Annotated in this window: 19 protein-coding genes; 15 read left to right on the forward strand and 4 right to left on the reverse strand. The window is 47.0% G+C overall.

What is annotated here, in order from left to right; genetic code table 11:
* The first annotated feature begins 892 nt into the window (after positions 1 to 892).
* From HMPREF0240_RS07050 to HMPREF0240_RS07105, 12 genes are all read left to right on the forward strand, one after another.
* The gene (locus HMPREF0240_RS07050) at positions 893 to 1,585 is read left to right on the forward strand and encodes an ABC transporter ATP-binding protein (RefSeq protein ID WP_050794499.1); all 693 of its coding nucleotides are present in this window, start codon (positions 893 to 895) and stop codon (positions 1,583 to 1,585) included.
* Entirely contained in the window at positions 1,573 to 2,328 is a 756-nt protein-coding gene (locus tag HMPREF0240_RS07055) for a hypothetical protein (protein WP_009002759.1), read from the forward strand. Before HMPREF0240_RS07050 ends, HMPREF0240_RS07055 begins: the two co-directional genes overlap by 13 nt.
* Before the next feature lie 2 nt (positions 2,329 to 2,330).
* The gene (locus tag HMPREF0240_RS07060) at positions 2,331 to 3,323 is read left to right on the forward strand and encodes a hypothetical protein (protein WP_035312621.1); all 993 of its coding nucleotides are present in this window, start codon (positions 2,331 to 2,333) and stop codon (positions 3,321 to 3,323) included.
* Positions 3,324 to 3,512: 189 nt separating this feature from the next.
* Positions 3,513 to 3,812, forward strand: a complete 300-nt coding sequence (locus tag HMPREF0240_RS07065; protein ID WP_009002761.1) for a 2'-deoxycytidine 5'-triphosphate deaminase — start codon at positions 3,513 to 3,515, stop codon at positions 3,810 to 3,812.
* Between the two features lie 42 nt (positions 3,813 to 3,854).
* The gene (locus HMPREF0240_RS07070; RefSeq protein WP_009002762.1) at positions 3,855 to 4,415 is read left to right on the forward strand and encodes a YdeI/OmpD-associated family protein; all 561 of its coding nucleotides are present in this window, start codon (positions 3,855 to 3,857) and stop codon (positions 4,413 to 4,415) included.
* A 182-nt stretch (positions 4,416 to 4,597) separates the two neighbouring features.
* Positions 4,598 to 5,272, forward strand: coding sequence for a response regulator transcription factor (locus HMPREF0240_RS07075; protein ID WP_009002763.1), 675 nt, complete (start codon positions 4,598 to 4,600; stop codon positions 5,270 to 5,272).
* Positions 5,260 to 6,459, forward strand: coding sequence for a HAMP domain-containing sensor histidine kinase (locus HMPREF0240_RS07080; RefSeq protein WP_009002764.1), 1,200 nt, complete (start codon positions 5,260 to 5,262; stop codon positions 6,457 to 6,459). The genes HMPREF0240_RS07075 and HMPREF0240_RS07080 overlap by 13 nt, the downstream gene beginning before the upstream one ends.
* 880 nt (positions 6,460 to 7,339) lie before the next feature.
* On the forward strand, positions 7,340 to 8,413 hold the full coding sequence (locus HMPREF0240_RS07085) for an ABC transporter permease subunit (RefSeq protein WP_035312622.1): 1,074 nt from the start codon (positions 7,340 to 7,342) through the stop codon (positions 8,411 to 8,413).
* Positions 8,413 to 9,063: an ABC transporter permease gene (locus tag HMPREF0240_RS07090; protein ID WP_009002766.1), complete on the forward strand. Its 651-nt coding sequence runs from the start codon at positions 8,413 to 8,415 to the stop codon at positions 9,061 to 9,063. Before HMPREF0240_RS07085 ends, HMPREF0240_RS07090 begins: the two co-directional genes overlap by 1 nt.
* Before the next feature lie 4 nt (positions 9,064 to 9,067).
* Positions 9,068 to 9,943, forward strand: coding sequence for an ABC transporter ATP-binding protein (locus HMPREF0240_RS07095; protein WP_009002767.1), 876 nt, complete (start codon positions 9,068 to 9,070; stop codon positions 9,941 to 9,943).
* Positions 9,944 to 10,052: 109 nt separating this feature from the next.
* Positions 10,053 to 10,814: a response regulator transcription factor gene (locus HMPREF0240_RS07100; RefSeq protein WP_242833306.1), complete on the forward strand. Its 762-nt coding sequence runs from the start codon at positions 10,053 to 10,055 to the stop codon at positions 10,812 to 10,814.
* On the forward strand, positions 10,814 to 12,214 hold the full coding sequence (locus tag HMPREF0240_RS07105; protein WP_009002769.1) for a HAMP domain-containing sensor histidine kinase: 1,401 nt from the start codon (positions 10,814 to 10,816) through the stop codon (positions 12,212 to 12,214). Before HMPREF0240_RS07100 ends, HMPREF0240_RS07105 begins: the two co-directional genes overlap by 1 nt.
* A gap of 78 nt (positions 12,215 to 12,292) precedes the next feature.
* On the opposite strand, the gene HMPREF0240_RS07110 is transcribed toward HMPREF0240_RS07105, so the two are convergent.
* The 4 genes from HMPREF0240_RS07110 to treR form a co-directional block, all read right to left on the reverse strand.
* A complete protein-coding gene (locus tag HMPREF0240_RS07110; protein WP_347462570.1) occupies positions 12,293 to 13,039 on the reverse strand; it encodes an NAD(P)H-dependent oxidoreductase in 747 nt (248 codons plus the stop codon).
* Positions 12,996 to 14,306, reverse strand: a complete 1,311-nt coding sequence (locus HMPREF0240_RS07115) for a replication-associated recombination protein A (protein WP_035312624.1) — start codon at positions 14,304 to 14,306, stop codon at positions 12,996 to 12,998. The genes HMPREF0240_RS07110 and HMPREF0240_RS07115 overlap by 44 nt, the downstream gene beginning before the upstream one ends.
* A 111-nt stretch (positions 14,307 to 14,417) precedes the next feature.
* A complete protein-coding gene (locus HMPREF0240_RS07120; RefSeq protein WP_009002772.1) occupies positions 14,418 to 15,011 on the reverse strand; it encodes an SOS response-associated peptidase in 594 nt (197 codons plus the stop codon).
* Between the two features lie 21 nt (positions 15,012 to 15,032).
* Positions 15,033 to 15,764, reverse strand: coding sequence for a trehalose operon repressor (gene treR, locus HMPREF0240_RS07125; RefSeq protein WP_035312625.1), 732 nt, complete (start codon positions 15,762 to 15,764; stop codon positions 15,033 to 15,035).
* 393 nt (positions 15,765 to 16,157) lie between these two features.
* On the opposite strand from treR, the gene asrA reads away from it, so the two are divergent.
* The 3 genes from asrA to asrC are packed head-to-tail and all read left to right on the forward strand — an operon-like array spanning position 16,158 to position 19,083.
* The gene (gene asrA / locus HMPREF0240_RS07130; protein WP_009002774.1) at positions 16,158 to 17,192 is read left to right on the forward strand and encodes an anaerobic sulfite reductase subunit AsrA; all 1,035 of its coding nucleotides are present in this window, start codon (positions 16,158 to 16,160) and stop codon (positions 17,190 to 17,192) included.
* 13 nt (positions 17,193 to 17,205) lie between these two features.
* Complete coding sequence (gene asrB / locus HMPREF0240_RS07135) at positions 17,206 to 17,997, forward strand: anaerobic sulfite reductase subunit AsrB (RefSeq protein ID WP_009002775.1); 792 nt, start codon at positions 17,206 to 17,208, stop codon at positions 17,995 to 17,997.
* A gap of 18 nt (positions 17,998 to 18,015) precedes the next feature.
* A complete protein-coding gene (gene asrC / locus HMPREF0240_RS07140) occupies positions 18,016 to 19,083 on the forward strand; it encodes a sulfite reductase subunit C (RefSeq protein WP_009002776.1) in 1,068 nt (355 codons plus the stop codon).
* Positions 19,084 to 19,381 lie beyond the last annotated feature (298 nt).

Below are 19,381 nucleotides of genomic sequence, written 5' to 3' on the forward strand. Positions count from 1 at the left end.
ATCCGCAAAATCAGCCAGAACCGAACGCATTCAACGCTTAATCTGATGATTAAGCGTCTCAGGCGTTCTGAAAAGTTGCTTCGGAAGCAACTTTTCTCTGGCTGATTTTGCGGATTTCTTCTAACTGCTGTTAAGCTCGCTGGGATGCATTTCAAACAGGACAGGTGCTTTACACAGTCCGTCCCGGCTCTTGGTAAGCTAGGTGCATCCCCCGGTAGGAGAAAACCTGCTGAGGGGCGCTCTTTGGCCGGGGCAGCGTATGGATGCTGGATTGAGGGAAGGTTGGTATCCACGCTAAGTCTTTGTGGAAGATATTGAAGATATTATCACAGTTGAATTGAATTCAATTGTGATAATTCTATCTTCAAAGTCTTGCTGGAGATACGAATGCACCACCAATTCAACCCCCATACGCCGCCCCCGCCAGAACCCCCAGAATGAACGGTTTTAGCTTCTTATTGGAATACACCAGCTCCATGAAGGGACAGGCGCAAGCCTCCTTCCGGGCATACAGGGCGTTTTAAATCGCTAAAGCGGATCTTAGAAATTCTTGGAGGCAGACAGCCTGGAAAATGGGGAGATTCTGTGATCTCCGAATCACAGAATCGTCTGACCCAGCGTGGGAAAATATCAATTTTCCCATGATGTGTCAGACGTGCCCCATTTTCCAGGCTGTCTGCCTCCTAGAATTTCTTAGTTCCGTGTCCGCGATTAAAAACGCCCTGTATGCCCGGAAGGAGGCTTGCGCCTGTCCCTTCATGGAGCGCCCCCTTATCCAAAAAGCTCCCGCTTCATTCCCCCCTTCTCATTTAAGGTTAACTTTAGGTTGCGTTTATTTTTTCTTTAGCCCCCCGCCGTAAGATAGATGTATCTTAACAAAGGGAGGGTACATATGAACATGTTATCATGCAGCAATCTGAAAAAAATATACCAAAAGCAGTGTGTGGTCAATGATTTGAGTTTTTCGGTTAAAAGAGGAGAGGTGTTTGCTCTGCTGGGAAGTAATGGAGCGGGCAAGACCACTACGATTAAGATGATACTGGATCTGATACCAAAGGACGCGGGAAATGTTGAGATCCAGGAGGGGATCCGGATTGGATATTCTCCTGAAACGCCGTATTTCCATCCGTTTCTGAGCGGCAGAGAGGTGCTGGAGTTCTACGGGGGGCTTCAGAAGATACCGAAAGAGGAACTGAAAAGGCAGATTCCTGTGCTGCTTGAACGGACAGGGCTGGAGGAGTGCAAAATAAAGGTGAAAAATTATTCCAAAGGGATGCTGCAGCGGCTGGCGCTGGCACAGGCCCTGCTGGGGGATCCGGAGTTTCTGATCCTGGACGAGCCGTCCGCCGGGCTGGATGCACTTGGGCGTGTGGAGATGATGCATACGATACAGCGATTAAAAGAAGAAGGGAAAACTATTCTCATTAATTCTCATATTCTCAATGACATTGAGAGAGTGTGCGACAGAGGAATCATTATGAAAAAGGGCAGCCTGCTTCATGAGTGGGAGAAAGGAACAGATAGGAGAAGCCTGGAAGAGATATTTGTAGAGAAGATTGGAGGAGCGAAGAGATGGGAATCATGAAAAATGCTTTACTGGAACGGATGAGGAGAAAAGATATTTATGTTGTGCTTGTCATTGGAATACTGATTGTGATGATGTGCATGAGCGGAGCGGCAACGCTGTCTATTGACGGCGTACCGGTAACAGAATTCAGCATGATGATGCCTATGGTGCTGAATGTTATTTCCGTGATCGGAGGCGGGATTGCCATTGCACTTAGCCTGAGGACGATACCGAATGAGTATGAGCGAAAGACCAGCCATCTTGTCTGGATCCGCGGTATCAGCCAGTGGAAATATCATGGTCAGCTGGCTCTGGCCAATATCATCAGTTCTCTGGGTTCCTTATTTATCCTGTATGCCGGTGTCATGGTATTTGCGGGAATTAAAGGGGAATACGCGGTTCTGGCAAAATGTATTCCGGCGTTTCTGCTTTTTTCAGTCAGTACGGCGGCAGTCAGCCTGTTTACAAGTGCGGTCAGTCTTGTTCTTCCGGGCATGGCAGCGGGCGTGCTTGCCGCGGCGCTGATGCTGGCGGGGACGATGCATCCGATTCTGGAAACATTTTCGGGAATCGTGTCGGGCGTGGCGAGGCAGGTGCTGAGGGGGATTCTGTTCCTGACACCTGATTTGTATGCGGCGGAGTCACAGGCGGGAAGATTTCTTTCTGGCAAAGATATTCAGATCCACAGTATACTGGGCGGCCTTCTGGTTCTTTATGTATGCGGCATGCTGTTATATCTGCTGCGCAGAAAGGAGGCATAGGGATGAAAAAGAGTACAGGAAAAATCAGCATACAAAAAGCGATTGCAGCCGTTATGGGAACCGCATTGCTGGCAGGGTGGATTTTTACAGCAGACAGGGGGATTGGAAGCCAGGAGAAAAAGATTTACAGGGAAGCAGTGGAACAACAGGGGCTGGTGGATAAACTGGGTTTTTCCGGTTTCCGGCTGGAAGAGTATCCGGTTGCCATGTATGACGGAAAAGCGGATTATGTATTTTATCAGGGGAAAATAGAAAAGCGGTCCCCGGTACTGGAGACATTTGCAGGGACAGCGTATCCGGTAGGAGATCATTATGAAGTGATCGTACCCACGCTGGAGAGGTTTGACGGCCTGCTGTCTCTGGCAGGCGGTGTGGAAGGGATGGTCTCGGGGAGCGGATATGGCGGGGAAGAGCAGATTGCAACGATCTGGCACGAAGGCCTCCATGCATGGCAGATGAGTCATTTTCAAATACTGGGAGAGAATCTGACTCCAGCAGAGATGGAGAAGGAACTGGAGCAGAGCGGCAATGAGAACGGTGATTCTGAGGAAACCCTGCTTGTTAAAGAGTTAGATCAGAATGCGGAGCAGAAGAAACGGATGAAGAAGGAAATGCAGCTTCTGAAAACGGCGGCAGAGAAAAAGGATATTGATGGAATGAAAGCGGCTATATTAGAATATAGAGAGCAGCAGGAGAAGCGGCAGGAAAATATGTCAGCCGAAGCATTGATGGCGGAAAAGCGCTGTGAACTGACGGAGGGAACCGCATACTATGTGGAGGGAAATGTTCTGAAAGCACTGCGCGGGGAGAATGTTTACCGGGAACGGTATCTGGATACGCTGGATGTATTTGAGGGCGGCAGAGGAAAGTTTTACCGTACAGGCATGGCCAAGTGCCTGATTCTGGACAGACTGGAACCGGACTGGAAGACAGGGCTGGACTTTACAGAAAGCCTGGATGAACTGCTTTATAAGGCTGTGGAAAGTACGCTGTAAGCAGCGGGTGGTTTTAGAGTTAGAATAAGCGATAAATATATTCGAGTTCAAAATGTTGTTTGACGCTTTTAGCTAACCATAGGCTCACGAATGAAGTGGAAAATAAGCAAGAGATATGATACAATCTTTTTCAAGGAAAATCACATGGAATATGAAGAAAATTTATATTAGGTGAAGGAGATTATTTTAATGATATTGTCAGATAAAACTTTGCTTAAAATGTTAGAAGCAAAATCACTTATTATTGAGCCTTTGGAGAAAAAACAGGTTCAACCTGCAAGTGTAGATATTCGTTTAGGAAATACATTTAGCATTGTTGAAGATTCATCAACAGGAATTATAAATTTAGAAAATGAAATAAAATATAAAACAATTACAAGCGATACTTATATTCTTTTGCCTAATCAATTTGTCCGAGTGCTTTCCTTCGCACAAACATTTATAAGAAGATATAAGGCGTTTTTCATCTATCAGATCAATAAAAAATAGTAAATCTTTAGCGGAGAAGGCATACGAAAGGTGGGGCACATAGTGAGTGACGTAATAGAATTTACAAACAGAGAAGAATTTAGGCAATGGCTTTCTGACCATTGCCTGTCAAATGCTGGCGTTTGGCTTCTATTTGGAAAAGCGGGCGGGCCGAAAACAATAAAGGCAGGCGAAGCGCTTGAAGAAGCCCTCTGCTTTGGCTGGATTGACGGACAGATGCAAAGTATTGATGACAAAACTTACAAGAAATATTTTTCTTTACGCAGGGAGAATAGTAAGTGGTCGGAGAAGAATAAGGCATTGGTTAAAAGCCTTGAAGAACAAGGACTTATGACCGATTGGGGCAGGAAGAAAATAGAGGAAGCCAAAAAAAACGGACAATGGGATGCCCCCAAATCCCCGACGGTGACAGAGGAACAGATAGCCTTTTTATCTGATTTACTAAAAGTGCACGAGCCCGCTTATGCAAATTTCCAGGCGATGTCTTCATCAGTAAAGAAAACCTACACGCGGGCATATTTTGACGCAAAGACAGATGCCGGGCGGGAAAAGCGAATCGCATGGATGGTGGACAGGCTCAATAGAAATCTAAAACCGATGTAAATGTCATGTATGCCTTCTTGGTCAGCCTGTGTGAAAACAAAGATCCATATTATAGCCATTATTCTATAATACGATTTGCTGCGTTATGAGGGCGAAATTAGCTATAAGGGCAATAAAAAATAAGCGCCTGACACAGGCCATCTCAAAGAAGATGTCCTGCGTCAGGCTGGAGGTCTTTATTTATGCAATATAAAATTCTGATTGTGGATGATGACACGGAACTGCTGAAAATGCTGAGGAGCTATTTTGAGATCAAGAAGTATGAGGTAATTACCGCGTGCTGCGGTGCCGAGGCGTTTGACAGGATAAGGCCGGAGCCGGACATTATTCTGCTGGATATTAACATGCCGGGGATAGACGGGCTGGATGTGTGCAGGCAGATTCGGGATAAGGTTATGTGCCCCATTATATTTCTGACGGCAAAGGTCGAGGAACAGGACCGGGTGAACGGCCTTCTCTCCGGAGGGGACGACTACATCTTAAAGCCATTCAGTCTGAAAGAACTGGAGGCCAGGATTACCGCGCATCTGAAAAGAGAGGAGCGGCACAGGGGGCAGACAGAATACCGGTTCTTAAACGGCCTGTGTATCAACTATTCGGCTAAGACGGTAACAATCGGTGAAAATGAGATCGAACTGACGAAAGCAGAATATGACATTATCGAATTCCTTTCCTCAAATGCCGGGCAGGTGTTTGATAAAGAAAGAATTTATGAAAAGGTGTATGGTTATGATGCGGAGGGCGGCAGCAGGGGAATCACGGAGCTGGTTCGGCGGATCCGGAATAAGTTCTCGGCTTATACCGAAACGGAATACATTGAGACGGTCTGGGGAATGGGGTACCGATGGAAAAAATAAGAAATTTGTCAATCAGGAAAACAATTGTACTTTATATGACTGTCAATCTGATCGTATGCTTTTTTCTCTCTGCTGCCATTATGCTAACAGCGGAAAAAACGCAGAATGCAATCTGGCAGAAGTACATTGATATGGGGGTATATTACCAGGCGCAGCAAGAATCAATGGAAGAGGAGAACAAAAGCTATGAGGCGGTTGTTCCAAGGGTCAGCGGATCCAGGATGTCAGATCTAGACGGACATATCTCAGAATTATGCGATTTTCTTGAGACATACAGTATTTTAGTGATTTCATGGATTGGGACGATCATAACGGTTATCTTATTCTATAAAAAGAAGATCAGAGTTCCGCTGACAGAACTGAAACAAGCCTCGCAGCTGATCTCACAGGACGAACTGGATTTTACTATAAGTTATTCGAATAAGGACGAACTGGGACAGCTGTGTCAGGAGTTTGAAAAAATGAGAAAACAGCTCATGGAAAACAATAAACAGCTGTGGAAGATGGTGGAGCAGGAAAAAGCGCTGCGGTCCGCCATTGCACATGACATCCGCTCCCCTCTTGCCATCATGAAGGGATATCAGGAAATGCTGCTGGAATTCGTGCCCGACGAATCTCTGGACAAGGATCAGATTCTGGAAATGCTGGACGCGGGAATGAAGCAGATCGGACGGATGGATGCATTTATAAATGCCATGCAGAAGCTGACAAAATTGGAAGATCGTGAGATAGAAGCAGAAGAAATCGAGATTAAAGAATTTGCCAGGCAGTGTCAGCAGAACGCAGATGTCTTGGGGAAAAAAGCGGGGAAAGAGTGCAGGGTTTATCTCAGGACTGAAGACGAAAAAGTATGGTTTGACCCCGGGATCGTTTACGAGGTATTGGATAATCTGGTTTCCAATGCCCTGCGGTATGCCAGAGAAAATGTAGAGGTCATAATAACGGCCGAAAACGAAAAGCTGACCCTTGCGGTGACGGATGACGGGGAAGGCTTTAAAGAAGGGACGGAAACATTGACAAAAGCCTGCTACCACGCCAACCCACAGGATGACCTGAACCACTTTGGACTGGGATTGTATATCTGCAGAATATACTGCGAAAAACATGGGGGGAGACTGCTGCTGCAAAATGCACCAACCGGAGGGGCCAGTGCGGTAGCGGAGTTTGGGGAAGGTGCGGGCGACTAGGGGGCGCCTGAGGGAAGCGGGATGTTTTGATGCTGCCCGGGGAGGCTTATGCTGATTTTGGAAACCGGCCACTTAGCTTAGAAGCACTAATTGCGAAAAAGCTGCATCTTATGGAACCGAGCGTATTCACTTAGAAAGCCGATGCTTTCTAAGCTCAGACGCTCTGGATAATTGATTCGGAATCAATTATCCTCCATAAGATGCAGCTTTTTCGCAATAAGTGCTTCTACAGCACGTTAGAGGCTTCCATAATCAGCATAAGCCTCCCCGGGCAGCATCAAAACATCCCGCTTCCCTCAGGCTGGACGCATCCAGGCGGGACGGTAATATTCCCCGGGAGGATCCTCTGGGCGGGGGCAGTGGATCTTGGCCGGCTGGGCGCAGAGCGGTTGGCTGGAGATGGTTAAAAAGGCTTGCATGGGGTTTGCACCGGTGTTCTGGGGCAATTTCCGCGGCACCAGTTCAACTTGATCCACTGCCCCCGCCCGAGACTCCTCCCGGAAGGGGACTTTTTCCGCCCGGATGCGACCAGCTGTGCGGAATTGGAATATGCCTGTCCCGGATGCTGAATCAGGGCATTAGTGCCGCTTCATCAAAATCGGAGCCGGCATGTGAACTGCTTCCAGGCCCACAAGGCCTGGAAGCAAGCAGACCCGCAGTGAGAATTCATCAGAATTCTCGCAAGTGTCCGCGGTGTTCACCATGCCGGCTCCGATTTTGATTAGCGGCACTTATGCCCTGATTCCGCATCCGGGACAGGCATATTCCAATTCTGCACAGCGGCCCCCACCCCCAAAAAAATCCCCCTCCCGATTGTCTTTTCGTTGTTATTTAGGGAGTATTCTTTTCCTATAAAGAGATAAAGGAGGTGCCTTCGTTTATGTGGGTTATTTTAAAACGGGAATTTAAGAATTATCTGAGGAATCCGATTTTATGGATTGGTATGGTTGTGGTGATCCTGGGGGTTTATCAGGATGTGTCTCCGGGACTTCAGGTGCATTATTTTCAGTCGCAGGAGGAACTGGATAATCTGGAAAAGGTGATACCGTCGGATGCAGATATCTGGGATGGGTATATTCCGGCTTCGGAAGATAAACAGATGGAGCTTGGGTATGCAGAGATAAAACGGCAGCTGATAGAAGCCATGGAGTTCTCAGAGGAAGATGCACAGAAAGTGATTGATGAAATCCAGAAAGCGGATATGACGATCTCCGAGGTGGATACTTATATGGAGGAAAATTATAGTTATTATAATGCAAAGTATTCGTTCGAGGATGCTGCGGTCTATAAGGGAACGAAAGATGAAGTGAATTCTTATATCCGGGAGAAGATGGAGGAAAAACCGTTTTCTTTTTACTTTTCCAGAAAATTTGCTGATTTCGGTGGATTGTATATGGGCTTTTTTGCTGCTGTTATGCTGGCTTTTCTGTACATCAGGGATACGAGAAAGGATATTTATGAGCTGCTGCATACTAAGCCGATCTCTGCGGGGGCATATGTGGCAGGCAAGGCGGCTGGGGGATTTCTTTCCATGCTGGCCGTGCTTGGAGTTATGAATCTGATATTTGGAGTATTGTGCTGGACAGTTGGAAATAATGCGGGACTCCCGGTCAGATTCTGGGATATAGCTGCGGCATCTGTTATGTATATTGTTCCTAACCTGATGATGATAACCAGCGTATATACCGTTGTGGCAGTCATTTTTAAAAATCCGCTGCCCGGGGTACCCCTTCTGTTTCTCTATATGCTTTACTCTAACATGGGAAGCATAGGGATTGACGGAGAGTGGGGATATTATGGCAGGGCGCTGGCGATTATGGTGCGGTTCCCGGGTTCATTTCTGGAAACTTCTCCCCCGCCTATGGTGTGGATGAATCAGATATTTCTTGTGATTGCATCGGCACTGCTTTTGCTTCTTGCGGCGGCAATATGGAAAAAGAGGAGGGTTTATTGATGAAAGAGGTTAAGATCTGTCTGCCTGCATTTAAAGTGGCCTATTCCATTTGTTTTACAGTGATCTTAAGCCTTGTGAGGGGGATTTCGAATGTCACGGAAATCGGAATTACGCTGGATGCGTATATGCCGGTGCTGGCAATTGTATTTTGTGCGGATGCATACAGAATGGAATACTCTCAAAAACGATGGGAAGTTTTTCGTTTGTATCCGGTAGGAACAAGGCGGAAAACGATTTTAAAGAGGCTTGTGATTCAGTGGATTTATCTGTGTGTGTTAACTTTTGCAGGCTATGCCTGTTTCTATTGGCAGAGACCTATGAATCTGAATGAAATACCGCAGATACTGCTGTACGGGATGTCCATGGGGTCCGTGGCTGTCTCTATCATATTCTGGGGGACATTTGCCATGACAGTTTCCAATATATTCAGAAATATCTGGGCCGGTATCGGAATTTCAGTTATCTTGTGGATGGCGGTATATTCCACAAGCGGGGAGCGGATTTTAGGAAAATTCAATGTGTTCTCATTCATTTTCCGTGACATTGCGGACGTGGGAGACTGGAGCTGGCTCTGGGGCAAAGGAACAGCACTGGTGCTGACTGCGGTTATGCTTGTCATAATGCCGGTAATTATAAAGAAAAGAGGTTGACGATATGAGTATAAAAGTAAAAAACTTATCTGTGAGTTTTAAAAACGGTGTGAAGGCAGTAAACCATGTGGATCTGGAGATTGACACCGGAGTTTATGGGCTGCTGGGGGAAAACGGAGCGGGAAAAACAACGCTTATGCGTGTTCTGACTACGATTCTGAAGCCTACAAAAGGCATGGTTTCCCTGAACGGTATCCTTTATAATGAGGCAAACTATGAAAAAATACAGAAGAAAATAGGCTACCTTCCTCAGGAGCTGAATCTGTATCCCAACCTTACTGTATGCGAATGCCTGCAGTATATGGGAGAGCTTGCAGGAATTCCGAAGAAGAAATGCGGGAAACGGATCGAATATTATCTGGAGAAGACCAACCTGGCAGAACAGCAGAAGAAAAAAATCAAACAGCTTTCCGGTGGGATGAAAAGGAGAGTCGGACTGATACAGGCGGTTTTAAATGATCCGGAATTTTTGATTATTGATGAGCCCACATCAGGGCTTGACCCGGAAGAGAGAATCCGGATCCGGAATCTGCTGATTGATCTGGGCAAGGAGAGGACCGTCCTGTTTTCTACACATGTGGTGGAAGACCTGGCGGCAACCTGTTACCAGCTGGCCGTTATGAAAAAAGGCTCCTTTTTGTATGCGGGTACGCTGATGGAATTGCTGGCCCAGACACGGGGGCATGTATGGGAGATTGATGCCAGGGAGGAAGGCCAGATCAAACGGTTGGAGGAGCGTTTCTGCATATCGTCCAGGCAGGTGACGGAGGCGGGGACTAAGGTAAAGATTATCAGTCCTGTCAGGCCTTCACTGGAATGTGTGCCGGTGGAGGGGACGCTGGAAGATGCCTATATGTATCTGATGAGGGAGAAGGAGTAAATAAGTTGTAGGTCTGGGAGGCAAAGCGGCATATCGCAAAAACTGCAGGGGTATGCTATACTATGCGCATGGGAAGATCGGGTTTACGATGGACAGGGAGGAAATGGAGATGCATATATTTAACGGGGATTCTGCGGCAGGACAGTCTTTGATGAAATCTGAGAGGGAGGATTCTGGATATACTATTCTTGCGGCAGATGACGAAGCGGAGCTTCTGGATGTGCTGGAATTATATCTGGAAAGGGAAAATATTGGAATCAGGAAAGCGAAGGATGGGATCGAGGCAATGGAGATCTTTCGGAGCGAGAAAGTGCATCTTGTTCTTCTGGATATTATGATGCCGGGGCTGGATGGGTATGCGGTTCTGCGGAAGATTCGGGAGACAAGCCGGATTCCGGCGATTATGCTGACGGCGAAGAGCGAGGACTATGATAAGATACTGGGGCTGGAGCTGGGGGCGGATGATTATATTACAAAACCATATAATCCGCTGGAGGTGGTAGCGCGGATCAAGGCGCAGCTCAGGAGAAATTATGATTACCGTGAGGAAACAGGGCAGAACAGGGAGGTGCTTCGCCTCCGGGGTCTGCAGCTTTGTGTGGAGGAGGGAAACGTGGAACTGGATGGCAGGGCGGTAGAGCTGACATCTACGGAGTTTAAGATTCTCAGGCTGTTTATGGGACAGCCTGGCCGAATATTTACAAAACAGCAGATCTTCGAAAACGTGTGGGAGGATTCTTATGAGGGGGATGATAATACTGTCATGGTACATATCAGCAATCTGCGGGGCAAGCTGGAACAGTCGGGCGGACAGCCGCCTCAGATTAAGACAGTTAAAGGTCTGGGGTATAAGATCGAGAGGGAAGCGTAATGAGAAAAAGAAACAAATCAGGCAGTGTGTTCCGGCAGATGGTCGGCAGCTATGTTCTCTTTGCTATTTTTCTGGTAATCGGACTGTACGTATGCATGTTTGGAATACTGATCGGAATCGGGGGCGGCAGTATTGAGTCACTTGCCCCCTACGATATGGTGGATGACAGCGGAAAGATTCAAGATTTAAGTGCGCTTGAGAAAAATGGCGGCTGGATTGAAAAGCTGGATAAAAACTATCGTGTTTTGGAGGTATACGGAAATAAACGGGATGAACCGATGTCTTACACACAGGAAGAGATCTACGAATATCTGGTGACGGACAAATTTCTGGAAACGGATACCTCGGCAAAGGAGTACAGGGGGTTTATAAAGACGGTACAAAACGAAGATGAAACCTGTTATTATCTTGTAAAAATAGGCCGGACCACTCTGGGACTGACTTACAGCTATAATGCGGGAAACAGTGAGCAGGGAAGAAGACTGACACTCGGATTCTTTTTGCTGTTTGTGGTGTTTTTTGTGGGGAACTGTTTCCTGATGAGCCGTTACCTTTCCAGAAAGATACGCAGGCCGCTGGGAGAGATCACCGGCGGGATGGAGCAGGTGATTAAAAACGGTGTGGATCAGGTGCGGCTGGATTTCCGGGCACAGCGTGAGTTCGAGGAAATACGTGACAGTTTTAACATTATGACGGAACGGCTGGAAGCAGAGAAGCGGGAGAAAAGGATCAGTGAAGAAAAGAAAAACAGAATGCTGTTGGAGCTTTCCCATGATATCAAGACCCCGGTCGCCACGATCAAAAGCTATGCAAATGCCCTGGAAGAGGGTCTGGTAAAGAGTGAAAATCTGAAGGAATGCTACCGGATCATAGACAAGAAAGCTGTCAGAGTGGATGTGCTGGTCAATGAGATGTTTCTGCTGCTGAAGCTGGATAATCCGGAGTATGAACTGGAGCTGAAACATACGGATCTCTGCGAGCTGGTGCGTTCTGCCTGTACCGGATATTATGAGGAGCTGGAAGACAAGGGAATCGAGATGCATATTGATATCCCCGAGACCCCGATCCGGGCGGATGTTGACTTAAAAGAGTTCCCAAGGGTTATTGAAAATCTTCTCGGCAATATTGGAAAATATAACCAGACTGGACGGGGAGCCTGGATTACGGTAAGAGAAGTTGAGGGAAAAGCAGAGATCATTGTACAGGATGACGGGGAAGCGGTTGCAGAAGAGATCCGTCAGATCATGTTTGACCCGTTTGTGCGCGGGGATAAAGCCAGAACCTCAAAAGGCGGCACCGGACTGGGGCTTGCCATAGCCCGGAAGATCGTGGGCAAGCTGGGCGGAACGATTGAGTATGCCTATGAAGCGGAGAAGAATCAGTTTAAGATTACACTTTGATTTATGAAGCAGGGGAATCTGATACAGAGGCCCCTGCTTGATGGAGTTTGTCAAGTTAAGTGGTGCGATTTCAATGGTTTACTTTTTCCACGGACGTTTTTTACCCGTCCATCCTTTTTCATGCCAATAATTGGCATCTGCTTCATTCCATCCATTTTTTTGTACGATTCGCATAATACTAAAAAATGCTCTGGTTTTTATAGATGGCTTTACAGTACCAAAGTTTTTCCTGATTCTTCGGGCTAAAGAGGACGTCTTTTTCTGGATATGTTTTTTTATCTTATCATCTACTCTATTCCAGGATACTTCCCTGACACCTACTCCATATTTATAGGTTTTTGCGATTCCCCAGAAATATGTACTATCTGCCATATCCTTATTAGTACTCTTCATCCCTCCGCCCGCTGCAGTTGAAATGCAGACGGCCTGCTTACGGAACATTTTTTCTTCAGGGCGATGTACCATCCATCTATAACCATAATGGTCCAAAAAAACTTTCATTGCACCTGTTGCATGATATACATATACCGGACTTGCCAAAATGATGACGTCTGCATTGTCAATGGCTTCTGTAATTGGTTTTAGTTTTTCATAATGGGGACATAGTGTTTCAGATTTGCCAAAGCAATTCGTGCATCCTACGCAAAAGGAGCTAAAATCTCTGGGCAAAAAGAATTCTGTGACATCGCCACCCAATTTTTCTGAAAGTATTTTTGCAATATGGTAAGTCGAGCCTTTATGGCTTTGCCCGTGTATAATCGTTATTTTCATATTAAAAATCCTAACCTTTCCATTTCCGAATCGCTTCAAATCTCTTCTTAACATCCAGCTCCTCCCCCTGTTCGGTCGGATGATAGTAGTGCCGGTCTTTCAGCGATTCCGGCATGCACTGCATGTGGGTCAGTTTTTCTTCTGTATCGTGGGCATATTCATATCCCTTACCGTACTCCAGCTCTTTCATCAGGCGGGTGGGCGCGTTGCGGATCTGCAGGGGAACAGGTTCGGCCCGCATATTGCGGACGTCTTTTTTGCAGGCCTCACATGCGGTATAGAGTGCGTTCGACTTAGGCGCCAGGGAAAGATAAGTGACCGCATGGGTCAGATGAACATCGCATTCCGGCATACCCAGAAAATGGCAGGCCTGATAAGCGGCCACGGTCACCTGAAGGGCATGGCTGTCCGCCATTCCGATATCCTCGCTGGCAAACCGGACCAGGCGGCGGGCAATATAGAGGGGATTCTCCCCGCCTTCCAGCATCCGCATCATCCAGTAGATTGCCGCGTCCGGGTCGCTGTTTCTCATGGATTTATGCAGGGCGGAGATCAGATTGTAATGTTCTTCCCCATTTTTGTCGTAGAGGAGCGACTTTTTGCTGATACACTGTTCCAGACCTTCATTCGTGACAGTGATCCCGGCTGCACTGATTTCTCCGTTGAGAACCGCCATCTCCAGTGTGTTCAGGGCAGTCCTTGCGTCTCCGTTTGCAAACGCAGCGATGGCCTCAATCTGGGTTGGCGTGATATGTACATTCTGGCCGCCGAAACCGGACGGATTTGCCAGGGCATGGCTCAGAAGTTTCACCAGATCTTTTTCTTCCAGTGCCTTCAGTACAAATACACGGCACCGGGAGAGCAGAGCGGCGTTGACTTCAAAGGATGGATTCTCTGTGGTTGCTCCAATGAGAATGATACTTCCTTTTTCAACAAAGGGCAGAAATGCATCCTGCTGCGCTTTATTGAACCGGTGGATCTCGTCTACAAAAAGAACGGTGCGAATGCCCATGCGCCGGCTCTGTTCGGCCTGATTCATGACCTCTTTGATCTCTTTAATTCCACTGGTGACAGCACTGAAATTAATAAAATCCGCCTTTGTCTGTCCGGCGATAATGCTGGCGAGAGTGGTCTTGCCCACACCCGGGGGGCCCCAGAATATCATAGAAGAGATCTGGTCCCGTTCGATCAGCTGCCTGAGAACCTTTCCTTTTCCAAGTAAATGTTCCTGACCCACGAAATCTTTGAGCGTGTCCGGGCGGAGGCGGCTGGCGAGAGGGGCGGTCTGCCTGCGGTCGTCGAATAAATTCATTTGTTCCATATTTTTCATCTCCTGTTCAGGTGCCTTGCAGAATGCTTACCGGGGTGTTAATCGGTGCTGGTCTGTATATACCCGTTGCATCCTGTAAAGTAAAGAATCTGGCAAAGTAGTTTACATGCTGGTAAACGGCAGACTCTGCTGTTCGTATTCTGTGTCTTTATTCAGCGGTCCGGGAATTTTCCGGAGAATCAGCTCCGTCTGATCATCATCAAACAGCCAGGCGTCCAGTTCCTGCCTGCCAAGGAGCAGCGGCATCCGATTGTGTACGCTTTTCATAGAATCGTTGGCCTCTGTCGTCAGGATTACAAAGCGGGTGCCTTCCTCGTATTCTTTATAGAACCCGGCCAGATAACAGATGCTGCCATCCGGGTTCTGAAACGCATATTTTTCTTTTTCAGGATTCCATTCATAAAATCCCGCCGCGGGTACGGCGCATCTTCTGGTGCGGACACTTTCCTTAAATGTCCTTTTTTCCATCGCAGTCTCGGCCCTGGCATTGATAATCAGGTTCTTACTGCCAAATCCCGGGAATCCCCAGGTAAACAGTTCCTCCGCAAATTCGTCGTGATGCCCGGTAATAACGGGGGCTGCATTGGACGGATAAATGTCCCGCTTTCCGGAAACGGCCATTTTTCTGTCCAGATGGCGCACAAGTTTCTCGATCTCCCGGGCTGTTTCATCGTCAATATAGTAACGTCCGCACATGGGTGATACTCCTTTCAGTCGTTATACAGGCTGCCGTTTTCTCGTGGCAGTATCCTGGAAGCAGAAGTAATCGGGGCGGTGCCTGGACTGGGTATATTCAAACATGATCCCATCCGAATTAAAGGTCTGTCCGCTGACAACTGCAAGGCAGTTATAGTCATTCAGCTCCAGATATTTTTCATCGATCTGGGTGGCACGCTCCACGGTCATTTTTCTCTTGCTGGTTACAATAGCCATTCCCAATTCATTTTCAATATATTCATAAATGGATTTTTCGGCAATTTCTTTTGTAAGTCCCGGCACAAGGGATTTGAGGAACATATTGATATCCAGGATCAGCGCCTTGTCTTCCAGATAACGGACGCGTTGGATGTAATACAGCTCGCTTCCTGCGGCAAAGCCTGTGTTTGCAGACACGCGGGCATCGGCTGTGATTTCTGTGAACTGGATGACCTGTGTAGAAGTTTTCCGGTTGTTTCTGTCCGCGGATTCTTTAAAACTTTCGATTCCGCCCAAAGTGAAATCGGCCTGATCCACCGGCTGGTAAATCACGCGGACTCCTTTTCCGTGAAGGGACTGTACATAGCCCTGCTCGGCCAGCTCCAGAACGGCACGGCGGATCGTGTTCCGGGAACTGCTGTATATGTCCACCATTGTATTTTCTGAGGGCAGCAGCTCCTGATAAGGGTATTCCCCGGCCTCTATTTTCTGTTTCAGGTCTTTATAAATTGATTCGAATTTTGCTTTTGGCATGGCATATTTTCCTTTATAATAGCATACTTGTTTAAACATCTGATTTTATTATAATTCATTGAACTGAGATGTCAAGTCTTTGTGCGGGAAGGAGAGGGATTACTAACCGGGGATAAATATCAGTGATAATTTAATGTTATCATATAATAATATTAAATAATTTTTGCTTATAGTAAAATAGTGGTAAAATAAATGTAAATGTGGTGCGGGCAGAAATTTGTCTGGAACATAACAGTTCAGATAAGTCTGAACTGTTACACATCCAGCCATTAAAATCGCTTTGCGATGGGCTGGATGCCTGCGGCCACCACGTTTACGTACGGTCTGCTCAGCAAATGCGCAGATCAGTCTGAACTATGATTCTGGAACAACAATGAAAAGGAGGCTTTCAGAATGGATTATGTACTTAATACCGCCCAGGCCGAAGAGGTTCTGCGTGCACTCAAAAAGGACTACTGCATTTACGCTCCGAAGCGATTCCCGAAAGAGGGGCGCTTTTCGGATACCGACATTATCCGCTATGATAGCGTGGAAAATGTCAGCGAGATTGTATGGGACACAAAGTCTGCTTATCCTGCAAAGGAGGTTATCAATCCAATCCAGGAGACAATTCTGTATTTTACGGAAGATGAGTTCCGTGAGAGTAAAGGACCTAAAAAACCAATTCTGATACTTGCCCGACCCTGCGATATCAATGCACAGCATATTCAGGCGAAGATTTTTTCGGGTAACGGTGGGTATGAGGATTTCTATTATCAGCGTGTGCGGGAGCTGGTTAAGTTCGCCATGATGGAGTGTAATGGCGGAGACGATACCTGTTTTTGTGTTTCCATGGGAACGAACCGGACGGATGACTACTCACTGGCACTTAAGTTTTCAGAAGAAGGGGTGAAAGTTCATGTGACAGATGAGAGTTTCCAGTTTTATTTTGAAGGGATGCCTGATACCAGCTATACACCGATGTTCGTAGAGGAGAATGAGCTGAAAGTAAAGATTCCCGATCTGTCGGATAAAGACGTACGCAGGGCGCTTAAGAACCACCCTATGTGGAAGGAATTCGATGGAAGATGCACATCCTGCGGAAGCTGCACGGTGGCATGTTCTACCTGTACCTGTTTTACTACACGGGATGTTGTCTATGGAGACAATCCGGAAGTAGGAGAGCGCCGCAGAGTGACTGCTTCCTGTCAGGTGGAAGGCTTCGACCAGATGGCAGGGCAGAAAGAGATGCGAAGTACTCCGGCAGACCGGATGCGTTTCAAGGTCTTACATAAGTTTTATGATTATAAGGCGCGTTTTGGGGATTCCCATATGTGCGTGGGCTGTGGCCGATGCACGCACCGTTGTCCGGAAATGATTTCGATTAGTGCAACTGTCAACAAAATGAATCATGCGGTGGAGGAGATCAAAGCCGGCATGGAACAGTAAAGGAGGGGCTGTTATGATGAATCCTGTTATGCCAGAACCGTGCACAATTCTGGATGTGCACAAAGAAAGTGAGCATGAGTGGACCTTTAGAGTCGCTTCTGATGCCTGTCCGGCTCATGGTCAGTTCATGCAGCTTTCCATCCCTAAGATTGGTGAGGCACCAATCTCAGTATCAGCACAGGGAGAAGGATGGCTGGAGTTTACGATCCGTTCAGTTGGGAAAGTGACAGACTGTATTTTTTCGAAGGAGCCGGGAGATATGCTGTTCTTACGCGGACCTTATGGCAAAGGTTGGCCTGTTGATGAATTTGCCGGGAAACATATAGTAGTGATTACCGGTGGAACGGGCTTAGCACCAGTGCGCTCTATGCTCCGCCGCTTTGCAGAGAAGCCGGAGTATGTGAAGAGCGTGCATCTTATTTCCGGTTTTAAGAATGAGGAAGGAATCATTTTCAGCGGGGATCTGGTAAAGTGGAAGGAGAAGTTTGCTGTGACCTATGCACTGGATACAGATCAAAAGGAAGGCTGGAGGACCGGCTTTGTAACTGAATTTGTAAAAGAGATTCCATTTGACGAGTTTCAGGGAGACTATGCAGTCGTAGTAGTTGGACCGCCTCCGATGATGAAGTTCACCGGGCTTGAACTTATGAAATACAATGTAGACCCAGAGAAGGTCTGGATGAGTTTTGAGCGGAAGATGTCATGTGCCATTGGAAAATGCGGGCACTGCAGGATTGATGAGGTCTATGTCTGTACAGACGGCCCTGTTTTCCCATATACAACAGCCCGTGATTTGGTGGATTGAGAAAGGAGTGTAAATGGTATGAATCAGGATATTAATATCAAAAAACTGCGGATTAACTGCTTTCGCCAGTCCAAAGTCCCTGGACAGTTTATGCTGCAGATGAGGGTTCCGGGAGGTTTCATTGATTCCTCCTATCTTACAGTGATTGAGCATATTGCCAGAACCTGGGGCGATGGGAACTTTCATTTTGGAACAAGGCAGACGTTCGACATAACCGGTATTCCTTATGAGAATGTTCCTGCTGTGAATGCCTATTTGGAAGACTATATCAAAGAGGTAGATGCAAAGCTTTGCCAGGTGGATATGGACACCGTATCGCATGAACCGCAGGAATGGAATCCGAAGAGCGGATACCCGACGATCGGTGCACGAAATATTACGGCATGTATCGGGAATTATCACTGTATCTGTGGAAACTGCAATACATACGAACTGGCGAGGAAAATAGAGCCAATCATTTTCCCGAGCCATTATCACATTAAGATTAATATTGCCGGATGCCCGAATGACTGTAATAAGGCACATCTGTGTGACTTTGGAATTATTGGGGTGGCACGTATGGTTTATCATCCTGAACGCTGCATTGGCTGCGGTGCCTGTGCCCGCACATGCGAGAAGGCATCTACCAGAGTGCTGAAACTGAATGAGGATACTGGAAAGATTGAGAAGGATGCCTGCTGCTGCATTGGCTGCGGTGAGTGCGTCAGGGCATGTCCAACCAGCGCATGGACGAGAGAACCCACGAAGTATTACCGCGTAATCTTAGGCGGCAGGACCGGGCGCCAGACTCCGCGTACTGGAAAGATGTTCCTGAACTGGGCGACAGAGGATGTGATACTTTCTGTTCTTAGCAACTGGCAGAAGTTCTCAGCCTGGGTTATGGATTATAAGCCGGAATATCTCCATGGCGGACATCTGATTGACCGGGCGGGTTATAAGAAGTTTAAAGAAATCATTCTGGATGGGGTAACTTTGAATCCACAGTGTCTTGTGGCAGAAGATATTTTCTGGGATGAGACAGAATACCGCTCGAATTTTAATGTCAAGCCGCTGACCATGCATCAGGCGGCAGGACCTGCTGAATAAAACTTCATAGAACAAATGTGGCTGCAGTACTGACGGATTATCGTTGTGCTGCAGCCTGTATTTTTTATACCGCAGATCATCGGAAACGTATAATGAGCCATGCAATCAGAACCCAAATCAGGACTATAGGAAGGGCATAATACCTTTTTTTAGGTCTTCCCTCTTTACACAAGTCTTTAGATGCCTTACTATTTCTTTCCCATACATTTTTGGGAATCAACTTCCAAACCGGGCGTCCCGTTCGTCAACGGGACTAAATCCCGTTCACAATATCCCAATCTAAAGAATAAATTTGTGA

The sequence above is a fragment of the Clostridium sp. D5 genome, from assembly GCF_000190355.1.
GTDB lineage: Bacteria > Bacillota > Clostridia > Lachnospirales > Lachnospiraceae > Faecalicatena > Faecalicatena fissicatena_A.